The organism is uncultured Campylobacter sp. (assembly GCF_937997465.1).
Lineage (GTDB): Bacteria > Campylobacterota > Campylobacteria > Campylobacterales > Campylobacteraceae > Campylobacter_A.
This window is the reverse complement of record NZ_CALKTQ010000171.1, coordinates 1-11,722: the sequence shown is the minus strand read 5'-3', so window position 1 is coordinate 11,722 and position 11,722 is coordinate 1. Positions and strand designations below refer to the sequence as shown.

The 11,722-nt window shown below is 44.6% G+C and carries 12 protein-coding genes; 7 read left to right on the top strand and 5 right to left on the bottom strand.

The features are described from left to right. Window positions 1–265 precede the first annotated feature (265 nt). The gene (locus Q0546_RS05505) at window positions 266–865 is read left to right on the top strand and encodes an alpha/beta hydrolase (RefSeq protein WP_298791255.1); all 600 of its coding nucleotides are present in this window, start codon (window positions 266–268) and stop codon (window positions 863–865) included. A gap of 262 nt (window positions 866–1,127) precedes the next feature. Here Q0546_RS05505 and ruvX read toward each other — a convergent pair whose 3' ends face one another. The 4 genes from ruvX to ilvC all read right to left on the bottom strand — a co-directional run bounded on the left by ruvX (window position 1,128) and on the right by ilvC (window position 5,133). Next, window positions 1,128–1,502 (bottom strand): Holliday junction resolvase RuvX, encoded by a 375-nt coding sequence (ruvX, locus tag Q0546_RS05500; RefSeq protein WP_298791254.1) that lies wholly within the window; start codon window positions 1,500–1,502, stop codon window positions 1,128–1,130. 206 nt (window positions 1,503–1,708) lie between these two features. Beyond that, a complete protein-coding gene (gene dprA / locus Q0546_RS05495; RefSeq protein ID WP_298791252.1) occupies window positions 1,709–2,476 on the bottom strand; it encodes a DNA-processing protein DprA in 768 nt (255 codons plus the stop codon). Then, on the bottom strand, window positions 2,473–4,110 hold the full coding sequence (locus Q0546_RS05490; protein ID WP_298791249.1) for a divergent polysaccharide deacetylase family protein: 1,638 nt from the start codon (window positions 4,108–4,110) through the stop codon (window positions 2,473–2,475). Before Q0546_RS05490 ends, dprA begins: the two co-directional genes overlap by 4 nt. Next, window positions 4,111–5,133, bottom strand: a complete 1,023-nt coding sequence (ilvC, locus tag Q0546_RS05485) for a ketol-acid reductoisomerase (protein WP_298791247.1) — start codon at window positions 5,131–5,133, stop codon at window positions 4,111–4,113. Between the two features lie 136 nt (window positions 5,134–5,269). On the opposite strand from ilvC, the gene Q0546_RS05480 reads away from it, so the two are divergent. From Q0546_RS05480 to rpsR, 6 genes are all read left to right on the top strand, one after another. Beyond that, window positions 5,270–6,088, top strand: coding sequence for an HDOD domain-containing protein (locus Q0546_RS05480; RefSeq protein ID WP_002946426.1), 819 nt, complete (start codon window positions 5,270–5,272; stop codon window positions 6,086–6,088). Then, window positions 6,085–8,004 (top strand): ribonuclease R family protein, encoded by a 1,920-nt coding sequence (locus Q0546_RS05475; protein WP_298791244.1) that lies wholly within the window; start codon window positions 6,085–6,087, stop codon window positions 8,002–8,004. Before Q0546_RS05480 ends, Q0546_RS05475 begins: the two co-directional genes overlap by 4 nt. Next, window positions 7,997–8,983: a DNA polymerase III subunit delta gene (gene holA, locus Q0546_RS05470; RefSeq protein ID WP_298791241.1), complete on the top strand. Its 987-nt coding sequence runs from the start codon at window positions 7,997–7,999 to the stop codon at window positions 8,981–8,983. The genes Q0546_RS05475 and holA overlap by 8 nt, the downstream gene beginning before the upstream one ends. A gap of 90 nt (window positions 8,984–9,073) precedes the next feature. Then, entirely contained in the window at window positions 9,074–9,460 is a 387-nt protein-coding gene (gene rpsF / locus Q0546_RS05465) for a 30S ribosomal protein S6 (protein WP_122874108.1), read from the top strand. A gap of 9 nt (window positions 9,461–9,469) precedes the next feature. Then, the gene (locus Q0546_RS05460; protein WP_298791239.1) at window positions 9,470–10,051 is read left to right on the top strand and encodes a single-stranded DNA-binding protein; all 582 of its coding nucleotides are present in this window, start codon (window positions 9,470–9,472) and stop codon (window positions 10,049–10,051) included. 14 nt (window positions 10,052–10,065) lie between these two features. Continuing rightward, window positions 10,066–10,326, top strand: coding sequence for a 30S ribosomal protein S18 (rpsR, locus tag Q0546_RS05455; protein ID WP_002946417.1), 261 nt, complete (start codon window positions 10,066–10,068; stop codon window positions 10,324–10,326). 214 nt (window positions 10,327–10,540) lie between these two features. Here the strand turns inward: rpsR and Q0546_RS05450 are convergent, their stop codons facing one another. Next, window positions 10,541–11,617 carry a LysM peptidoglycan-binding domain-containing protein gene (locus tag Q0546_RS05450; protein WP_298791232.1) on the bottom strand — a complete coding sequence of 359 codons (1,077 nt, stop codon included), beginning with the start codon at window positions 11,615–11,617 and terminating at the stop codon, window positions 10,541–10,543. Window positions 11,618–11,722: the final 105 nt, after the last annotated feature.

The following is an 11,722-nucleotide window of genomic DNA, read 5'->3' as shown; positions in this document are numbered from 1 at the left end:
GTCGCTCTTATACGTAATTGCCTTACCGCTTTAACGCGCAGTAAAGGCTGTTATTATCGCAAGTCTTCTCATGCATACAGAGTGAACGAAAAGTGCCGCTTGAAATTTTTTGCGAAAACCCTCGGCTCCTTGCCGTTATTCGGCTCTTATGGTATGCTTTATGTATGAAACGAGCCATATCGGTCTGCCTGCTTATTTTTGCACTTTTTTGTACGTCCGCTTGCAGCAAAGCTAAATTTTAGCGGCAGCAAAAAAGGAAAAAATCATGAAAAATATAGTCGTGTACATACACGGTAAAGGCGGAAGCGCGCAAGAAGCGGCCCATTATCAACCGCTTTTTGCAGATAGCGACGTGCTGGGATTTGATTACAAGGCTCGCTCGCCGTGGGATGCGAAAGAGGAATTTGTGCCGTTTTTTGAGCACATCCTTAAAAACCGCAGATCCGTGACAATCGTCGCAAACAGTATCGGCGCGTTTTTTGCCATGCATGCCTTACAGGGCATGGGGATAAAAAAGGCGTATTTTATTTCGCCGATCGTAAATATGCAAAAATTGATCGAAAAAATGATGTCGCAGGCGTGTGTGAGCGAGGAGGAGCTGCGAGATAGGGGCGAGCTGGATACAGAATGCGGAGAAAAACTTTCGTGGAAATATCTTTGCTACGCTAGAGAGCATCCTATCTGCTGGACGGCGCCGACGCATATTTTATACGGCGAAAATGACGATCTAACCTCTTTTGAAACGATTTGCGAGTTTGCAAACCAAATCGGCGCAACGCTTACCGTCATGAAAAACGGCGAGCATCGGTTCCACACGGCAGAGCAAATGCGTTTTTTAGATGATTGGATACGGCGCTATATCTGATAGTGGCTGACTTTTGGGTAAAATTTGACTCCGAGTCGTAACGCACCCAACCCGCGAGTCAAATTTGACTCGCAAATCCTCCGCTCAAGTCGCTTTTAAATTTTACGCAAAATCTCGGCTAAATTTACCGCCAAGGCGTAAATTTGACTCAAATTTTACTCTCTCTATGCACGGCAACGAACGGCCAAGACCGCCCAGGCGTAACCCTGGCGCAAAAATCAAATTTGCCGCCTTTTTATTGCGCCAAATTTTGCAAACCGACTCAAAACCCCAGATACCGCTTTAAAATAATCATCGCCGCGATGCTATCTAGTCGTCCGTCGCGCCTGCTTTCAGCGTAAATTTCGCTCGCCTCAAAGCTACTCATAGCCTCATCCTGATAGACCACCTCGCCGTCAAATTCTAGCAGCGACACGAAGTGCGCGATCCGCCGCCGCATCTCGTCCTCGCTAGATCCTCCAAGCGGCACGCCCACGACTAGCTTTTTTGCCCCGTATTCGCGTAAAACGGCGCTAACGTCGCGCGCTGCTTGATTGCGATTTTTGCGCAGTACGGGCGTTTGCGGCATCACGGTTTGCCCGACGGCTAGCGCCACGCCGATACGTTTTAGCCCCACGTCGATGGCCATTATGCTCATTTTCATCCTTTAGATTTTCTCAAATTTAGCGATAAATTTGACGGCAGACAGGCTCAGATTGGATAGTATCGCTCCGTCAAACTTGCACTACCAAACGTAGGTGGGACATATTTGCCGCCGTCAAGCCGCCAAATTTTAATTAAAATTTTACCGCTGTTTTATCAAAACTCGCGCGGCGTAAATTTGAGCTCAAAAGTCGCTAAATTTTACCCAGCAAATACCGTAAGCCCAGATATTCGCAGCTTACCTTCTAGTTCGTATTCGTAAATTTTATCGCCGAACTTTAACAAGGCCACATCGAGGCTCGCGCCGTTTTTGCAAAATTTTATCACCTCGTCCTCTTGCACGGGAGCGGGGTTGCCGCCGAAACGAAGCGCAAAGGCGTCAAAATCGTTTATCAAATTTGCCGCGCCGCTAGCGACCAGTTCGTTCGTCCCGTCGCTCTCGCCTAGGCGCTGAGGCAGCGTAAATATCGGCACACCAAGCTCTTTTGCCATGCGCGCACTTTGCATCGAGCCGCTTTTAGCGTCGGCCTGCGCCACGACTAGAGCCTGCGAGAGCGCGACTACGATGCGGTTTCGCTCCAAAAATCTATAAGCAAGCGGCGGCTCATCGGGGGCGTATTCGCTCAGAGCCAGCGCGTTTTGATATATTTCTTTGATGATTTTGGCGTTGCTTGGCGGGTATATTTTGTTTAGTCCGTTGCCAAAAACGGCAACCGTATACGGATATGCGCCCCTATGCGCGGCGATATCTACGCCGATGGCCGCTCCGCTAACCACGCAAACGCCGCTGCTTGCGAGCGTCCTAGCCAGCGCCTCTACGCACTGCCTGGTGTAGGCGCTAGCCTTTCTAGATCCAACGATCGAGACCATCGGACGCTCAAGCAGGGCTAAATTTCCCTCGGAATAGAGCTTTGCCGGCAGCTTTTTTAGACGCAAAAGACCGCGCGGAAGCTCGGTTAAGACGCTCAAAAAAGGTCCTTTAAATAGACGACCTCGACCTCTTGCAGGAGTTTGACGCTTTCTTGCAGGACTTCGATCGTGTTTTTGTGCGGATGGCCGATCGCGATGGCGTAGGAGCGCTTTTTAGCTAGCTCGACGGCGTATTTTAGCTGCTTTCGCACCGCCGCTTTTGAGCCGTCGTGATCCAAAAACACGTCGCGCGCGATGTATGGCATCGAGTATTTTTTCGCCGCGCCGTAAACCTTGGTCGGCGAGGTCGTCTTGCTATCGACAAATATCAAATTTTCGTCCCGCACCGCCCGCATCATCCTATCCATCGCGGCCGCATCGCTCGTAAAACGGCTGCCCGTGTGGTTGTTGATGTATTTTAGATTTGGAAAGTCTCGCTTGATGCTTTGCAGTTTTTTTGCGATCTTTTCATAGTCGTCGTCGACCGTGAGAGTGCCGATCTCAGCGCCCTTAAAGCCGCCTAGAGCCTGCATAGGCAAGTGAATCATATAAAAGCTAAAACGCCGCGCCAAAACAGGCGTCTCGGGGTGGGCGGAAGTGGCTGGGAAAAAGGACGGCGTGAGCTTTAGATTTACCGCTTTTATCGCGTCTGCTTGGTGCTTGTACGCCACATCGTCGATGATGATGACTAGGCGTGGTTTGTAGCCCGCTTTTACGGAGGCCTTTACCTCGTTTGTCTCGGTCGCGCTTTTTTTATCCGTCTTTTTTGTGTCTGCAAATTTGGCCTTTTCGTCCTTTTTAGACTTTTCTTTTTCTATTTTTTCCTGCTCGTTTTTCTCGGCGCTTTGCGTCGCGTTTTCGGCGTCAAATTTTACTTCGACCTGCCCCGCCTGATCGCTTGCGGCATCTTTTGCGTCGCTAAATTCGATATGGATTTTTTCTTTTTTTAGAGCCTGCTCGAGGTGGTTATTTTGTGCTTGCGGCATAGGCGTATCATCAAAGATCACAGCTTCGGAATTTGCAAAAATATGCGTTCGCTGAGGCGCTTGCGAGCCGTCAAATTTGACGGTATCGCCGCTATTTTGATCGGATTTAGCAGGCTCGTTTTTAGAGCTTAAATTTGTCAAATTTAACTCGCCGACCTTTTTAGCGTTCGCCCCGTCAAGTTCGGAGGTATCGCGGGAAGCCAAATTTTCGCCATCAAGCGAGATTTTATCTTTGGTTGCAGGCGCGCCCTGTACGTTTTTGTCAAATTTAGCCTGCTCGTTTGGCGAATTTAAATCGCTTTTCCCCTCAACTTTAGCTTTTTCGCCGCCGATTTTTACTTTACCTTTAGCTTCCGCCTCGTCAAAAAGTGCCTTTATATCGGTCAAATTTGCTCTTGAGTGCACGCCCGATGCAGCTTGCGCGTCTTTTATGGTGACTTTTTCGGAGTCGTTTGAGGCCGAAAGACTTGGCTTGCGGCTTAAATTTTGCTTTTGCTCGGGCTCGCTTTTATTGCCGAAATACTGCTCGATTTTAGCGATTAGCGCGTTGTCGCTCTTAACTTTTACTCTGACGTCCAGCAGATAAAACGCCCCGACAAGCAAGATACAGGCGATGAGAAAAGCGGAAAGTAGTAGCTTTAGGCCGCCGCGCGAGCGCCCCTTTTTGGAGCGCCTTTTCGCGGCCTTTTTTCTAGGTTTCGAGTTCAATTAGTTTTTGCTTTGATCGATGAGTTTGCCAGAGCTAATCCAAGGCATCATAGAGCGTAGTTTTTTGCCGGTTTGATTTAGTAGGCTTCTCTCTGCGATACCACGCTCTGCGTTCATACGCACGTATCCGGCCTTGCGTTCGAGGATAAAGTCTTTTGCAAATTTACCGTTTTGAATCTCTTTTAGGATTTCCTTCATCGCTTTTTTGCTGTCTTCACCGATGACGCGCGGTCCGCTTACGTAGTCGCCGTATTCTGCGGTGTTTGAGATAGAGTAGCGCATATCGGCCATGCCACCTTGATACATTAGATCAACGATTAGTTTCAGCTCATGAAGGCATTCAAAATACGCCATCTCAGGCTCGTATCCGGCATCTACCAGCGTCTCAAAGCCTGCGTTTACCAGCGCGCAAAGTCCGCCGCAAAGTACCGCCTGCTCGCCGAAAAGATCGGTCTCGGTCTCGTCTTTAAAGGTTGTCTCGATGATGCCCGTTCTGCCACCGCCGATCGCGCTAGCATAGCTTAGAGCTAGCTCTTTAGCCTTTCCGCTTGCGTTTTGCTCTACGGCGATTAGATCGGGGATACCGCCGCCTCGGACAAATTCGCTTCTTACCGTATGGCCGGGCGCTTTTGGGGCGATCATGATGACGTCAATGTCCTCGGGAGCTTTGATCTGTCCGAAATGCACGTTAAATCCGTGTCCAAAAGCTATCGCGTCGCCGTCGTTTAAATTTGGCTTTATATCTCGCTCGAAAATTTCAGCTTGAAGCTCGTCGGGAGTTAAAATCATAACGACGTCGGCGGCCTTTGCGGCTTCTGCTACCGTTTTTACCTCAAAGCCTTTTGCTTCGGCCTTTGCCCAGCTTTTACCGCCCTTTGCCAGACCCACGATCACCTTTACGCCACTATCGCGCAAATTTTCGGCATGCGCGTGTCCTTGCGAACCAAAACCTATCATAGCGACGGTTTTGCTTCTAATCAAGCTCAAATCGCAATCTTTGTCATAGTAAATGCTTACTGCCATGTTCTCTCCTCTTAAAAAATTTGTGAGATTATACTATTTAGTCGCTAAAATAAGCTTAACGCGTATATTTAAGTTTTTTAAAAAGCCTTTTAGTGTAGAATTGTCACTCATGAAATCTTGATGCAAAGTGTAGAAAATGAATGAATCAATTTATAAACATATAAAAGCTCTTCCACCACTTGACGATACGATAATAAAAATTCAAACCGTTTGCTCAGACGAAAATAGCTCGCTCAACGAACTATCTCAAATCGTCGAAAAAGACCCGATGCTAACGGCGAATATACTGCGCTCGGCAAACTCTCCACTTTATGGATTTAGCAGAGAGATTACTACGATATCAAGAGCCGTTACGCTATTTGGCATGGCGACTATACGCGGTTTCGCTCTATCAAGCGCAGTCAAAAAAAGCTTTAAGATAAATTTAGATCCTTACGGTATCACTAGTCAAGATTTTTTAAATATTTCTATAATGCAAAATGCTTTGATGTATAACTGGTATTCAAAAATCAACGCTAGCGAGCTTACAGTTTTAAGCCCTGCTTCGTTCATGCTAGAAGTCGGCAAAATCGTTATATCCAACGAGCTAAACGAAACAGGAAAAGCTGATGAATTTAAGGCAAAATTAAAAAGCATATCAAGCCCATTTGATCTATCGGAGCTAGAAAACGAGATGGTTGGTATCTCAAACGAAACCGTGACCGCTAAAATTTTCGAGCAATGGAACCTTGAGCCCGAGCTTGTCGACGCGATTTTATATTCAAACAACCCGGACGATGCGCCTGAACACATAAAAAGCTACTCAAAAGCGCTTAAAGTCGTAAAAAATGCTGTCAATATCTTTAACCAACTAAACGACGACAATCTGCAAAATACGTTAATGTGCCTCGACGAATACGGCTTTGCGCAAGATAAATTCCTAGAAGCCGTCGCAAAAGTTAAAGCTAATTTGTGAAAGAATTTTTAATCAAACTACTTGACGGAGTGAGCGAAAAGGAAGTTGCCTCCTCCGATAAAGAAATCCTACGAAATTTACTAAATTTAAACGCCGTAAGCCACCACAAAGATCACTACTATCTAAATAACGGCTTTGTTTGCGGCAAGCTTGATATAAGCGCAAACGGCACGGGTTTTTTGGCGCCTTACGATAAACGCTTTAAGCAAGATATAATAATAGAAAACAAAAATTTAAACGCCTCACACTACGGCGATATCGTGCTCGCAAAGCTTTTGCCGCTAAAGAAAAAACGTCAAAGCGCTAAAGTAGTGATGACGCTAAAACTAGCCAATGAAACAAGCGTAGTCTACACCAAGCAAATAGGCTCGGTAATCCTTGGCGTAAACGTAAAAACTGCGCTTAGCTCGCCGCTAAAAGCCTCGCAAAAATCTCTAAAAATGCTGCCGCCCGGCACTCTACTAAAAATCGGTAATTTAAATAACGAAATAGTAGAGGTCATCGGTAATATAAACGACCCGCTCAGCGACGAAAAAATTTCGCTCGCCGTATTTAATAAAAATGACGAATTTAACGAAGAGTGCGAAGCTGAAGCGATTGCATGGGGCGATGAGGTCGATCCCCTGATGTACCCGCAGCGAGCGGATTTGCGGGATTTGCCATTTTGCACGATAGATCCCGTCGATGCTAAGGACTTTGACGACGCGATATATTTCGACGAGAAAAAGCTCGCAATTTACGTCGCGATCGCCGATGTGAGCGAATACGTCACCCCCTACTCTCCGATAGATGCAGAAGCTAAAACGCGCGGATTTTCTATATATTTTCCGCACAAAGCCGTGCCGATGCTACCGCGAAATTTGAGCGAAAACATCTGCTCGCTCAAGCCAAATGCCGCGCGCCTTGCGTTTTGTTTCAAAATCGCGATTGACGAAAACGATGAAGTTGTAAAAGAAGAGCTCCTAGAAGCTCTCATCGTCTCAAAAAGGCGCTTTAACTACGACGAAGTAGATCAAATTTTACGCGGTGAACGCGAGGATGAAATCGGCTGGATAAAACCTCTTTTCGCACTCACCTCGCGTCTGCGCAAAAAACGCCTGAGAAACGCGTTTGACTTTAGGACGCAGGAGCTTCGCATGAGCCTTGATGAGGGCGGCGGGCTTGCCTCTACGAGATTTGAGACCGATACCGACTCGCACAGACTCGTTGAGGACTGCATGCTGCTAGCCAACGTCGCGGCGGCAAAACGCATCGGCAAAGGTGTTTTTAGAAATCACGGCTCGCCGGATCTGCGAAAAATACAAATTTTACTCGAAGACCTCGGCGCTCTAGGCTTTGACTTTGTTTACGAAAGCGATATCGCAAATTTGGTTCGCAAAATCCAGGCAAAGGCCGACGCCGTAGGCAACCGCGAGGAGATCGACAAACTCATCATAAAATCGCAAAAAAAGGCCGAATACGGCGCGCAAAATTTAGGCCACTTCGGGCTGGGGTTTGAGCGTTACACGCACTTTACGAGCCCGATCCGCCGCTACTCCGATCTCACGCTACACCGCCTTTTAAAGGCCAAACTGCGCAACGACGAGAAATTTTTTAACTACCTACTTTTAAATATCGAAGCGACTTGCTCAAATTTAAGCGAACTCGAGCGCGAAGCCGACAGGGTCGCGTTTGACTTTATGGATAGGAAATTTGCGCGCTGGGCGAAACAGCGCATCGGACAGCGATTTAGCGCCTATATCAGCGAAAATCAAAACGTCGCAGTCGCCAGACTAGACGATGAAATAAAGGGCGCCAGGATATTTTTGGGCGCGTACTGCGCAAATTTGCTACAAAAAGTCATCGTCGAAATCACGGACGCAAATATCGCAACGGCTGAAATTTTTGGCAAAGTTGTAAAGAAAATCGATGTATAGAAAAGAGCTAGAAGCTGCGCTAAATTCGGCTAAATTTCCAAATTATTTTTTGCTTTACGGCGCGGACGAATACCAAATCGAGCTTTTCGCAAAGGAAATTTTAGCCAAATTTAAAGATTTTGAAATTTTGAGCCTTTACTACGATGAGTACGATTTCGACGCTGCGCGAGCGCATCTTTGCGAGCCTTCGCTCTTTGGCGACAGTCCGCTTTTGCACGTAAAAAGCGACAAAAAAATCCCCGCAAAAGAGCTAAAAATCCTGATAGACGGTTGCAAAAACGGCGGCGTATTCGTTTTCGAGCTTTTTGAGTCCGACGCCAAAGCCGTTTTTGATACGCAAAAGGCTTTCGGAGTAAATTTTGCGAGATTTTTTAAATCCAGCTCGCCCGAAGAGGCAGTAAATTTACTCGGCAGACAAGCCGCAAAAATGAGCCTAAATATTACAAAAAACGCGCTTTTTGAACTCTACCGCATACACAACGAAAATTTATATCTAGCCGCGAGCGAGCTAAACAAACTAGCTTCTCTAAACGAGCCAATAAACGAAAATATCGTGAGAAGCTTGGTTTTTTCGCTATCAAGCGTTAGTTTTGACGATTTTTTCGATAAATTTATCGCGCTAAAAGATATCAGAGCCGATTTTTTCTCCTATGCAGACGATGGGAATTTTAATGAAATTTTATTTATTAACTCACTTTACCGCGCCTTTTTTAGACTCTTTAAACTGCATGCAGGTATCAAAATAACTGGTAAATTTGACATAAAAGAAACGCTAGGCTACGCGCCACCACCAAACGTCGCAAACGAACTAAAAAGGCAGTGTCTGGCGGTAAATTTAAAAGCGTATAGGGAAATTTTTACCGCATTAAATTTGGCGGAATTTGAGCTAAAAACAAACTCTGCCCTTGATAAAAAAACTTTTCTACTCTCCTGCGTGCTGGGCCTACAAAATCTTATCGGAAAAAACAGCAAATATTAAGTAAAAAAAAGATAAAATCAGCTCTTGTCGAAAGACTTCCTTGCCCGTTTGCAACTGTGCAAGCGAGCTTAATACCCACAAGGAGAATCAATGAAGCACTACGAGCTTTTATTCATTTTGAAGCCTACTTTGACGGAAGAAGAAGTAAGCGCAAAAGTTGATTTCGTTAAAGAAATCCTAACCAAAAACGGCGCAAATATCGCGTCTGTGCAATCTATGGGCACTAGAAAACTAGCCTATACCGTAAAAAAATACGAGCGCGGAACTTATTTCGTCGTGTATTTCGAGGCTCCGACTCAAGCTATCGCAGAAGTCGAGCGTATCATCAGAATCACCGAAGAGATCATCAAATTCTTAACGGTCAAATTTGAAAACAAAAAAGAGATCGCCGCTTGGGAAAAGATGAGCAAGGGCATCAAACTAAACAAAAAAGAACCGAAAGTCAAAGCAGAAGAAGCTCCAGCAGCGCAAGAATAAGGACGAAAAATGTTTAATAGAGTCGTTTTGGTAGGAAATTTAACACGAGATATCGAGCTTAGATATACGACTGCGGGCGCAGCCATAGGCAACAGCGCCATCGCCGTAACGAGAAAATTTAATGTGAACGGCGAAAAACGCGAAGAAACGTGCTTTATAGACATAACATTTTTCGGAAAACAAGCGGAGATAGCAAACCAATATCTTTCCAAAGGCTCAAAGCTTCTAGTCGAAGGCCGCTTAAAATTCGACCAGTGGACGGACAACAACGGACAAAACAGAAGCAAGCACACGATCAGCGTGGAAAATATGGAGATGCTAGGCGGAGGACAACAGCAAGGCGGATATAATCAAAATAGTAATCAAGGCTATCAGCAAGGCGGTTACCAAAATAACAGCTACGGCGGCGGCTATCAAGGCGGACAAAATCAACAAAATAGCTACGCTCAAGGCGGCGCGCAAAAGCAAAATTTTAATAAACCGCAGCAACAAAAGCAACAGCCAAAAGACGAATACTATGGCGATAACGTCCGAGAAATAGATATAGATGCCGACAAATACGATGACGGCGACGAAACGATACCATTTTAATTAAGGAAAAAACGATGGCTGAAAAAAGAAAATATTCACGCAAATACTGCAAATTTACAGAGGCAAAGATAGATTTTATCGACTACAAGGATACTTCCCTTTTGAAGTACTGCTTGTCAGAAAGATTTAAAATCATGCCAAGACGCCTAACCGGCACTTCTAAAAAATACCAAGAGATGGTCGAAAAGGCTATCAAGCGCGCTCGCCAAGCAGCTTTGATACCTTACGTAGTCGATCGCGACGACGTAGTAACTAATCCTTTTGAAGGACTATAATTTTTAAGCCCTTTTTAGGGCTTAAATTTCTTAAATTTTATTTCCACCACCCACCCATACATCACTTTTCTTAGATTGATAAGACAAAAATACAAACTATAATAACTTAAACGTAGTTTTAGCTACGACTTACATTGCCACCCAAAGAACTCCTATTATCTTTAATAAAATATGATAGAACTCTTTTGAATCTTTACTATTGTTACGCCCACATTTAGGATATCTTTTTATTACCGCCCACTAGAGTATTGTCTCCTTTGTTTGCGTCTATGAGTATATTTTCTGCGTTTCTATCGCCTACTAGGACGTGATCTATCTCGTTTAGTTCCAGTATGTTTGATTCTACCAATACCTTGTTTTTTAGGAATTTTACTCTGCCTTCATCTGCCAGCCAAGTGTTTAGCTTTAGTAGCTCTTTAGTAACCATACCGTTTCTCTGCGCTATGGTTGAGAGGGTATCTCCGCTTTTTACTTTATATATTCCTTTGCTTCCCAGATCCAGCTCTTCGCCTGTTCTTATCAGGATATTGGAAAGTAGGAAAGATACCTGAGGTATCTTATCGATTGCGTTTCTTATCTCTAAATTTGAAAGGTTTCTTATGTCGTAGGTGTGGGAGTTGAGGGTTACGGTTGGGATGTTAGGCATAGCGTTTATGACCTCAAATATCTCGGTAGCTTGTTTTACGCTACCTACCTCGGAGGCTGTTTTTATGGCTAGTGCATTTTTGTTTTTTTCGAGCGTAATTCTTTGGATAAAATCAGAATTTGAAACCGTGCTGATATCTACTTTGCTTAAATCCCTAGTTTGGATATATCTTGCGTACTCGGGAAATACTTTTTTGCAAAAATTTCCATTGCTGCTTTCCACTTCTTTGAGAATAAATTCCTCTTTGGTTATTTTGCCGTAGATGGTAGGAGTGTAGAGTTCAATTTCTTTATTGGTATAATGATCAATAAATTGATTAATAATTTCTTCTAAATTATTTAATAGATAATCTGTGCCATATGATACAACTATAAATAAGCTTGTTGTTCCAACTACTGCCAATCCTGTTGCCATTACACCAGTTCCCAAAAGCAATGTTGCTCCAGCAACAATTGCAGGCGCCAAAGTCGTAGTTGCCCAATAAGATGCATAATATTTTATAGTATCTTTTGTGGTTGTTGAAGCAATCGTATAAACTATACTACCATCTTTATTTTTAGATATATTTATTGTTAAATCAGCTACCAACCCAGTAACAAATCCTACTTTTGCAATAAAAGTGGCCCCATTTTTTGCAAAATTCATCTCCTTTATTTAAAGTTTGAATCAGCGCACTAGATGTATCAAAAAACACACCAGGAACTCTTCTAATTCTTCTCTGTAAAACTTTTTGTTTCGTTGCTATCCTTG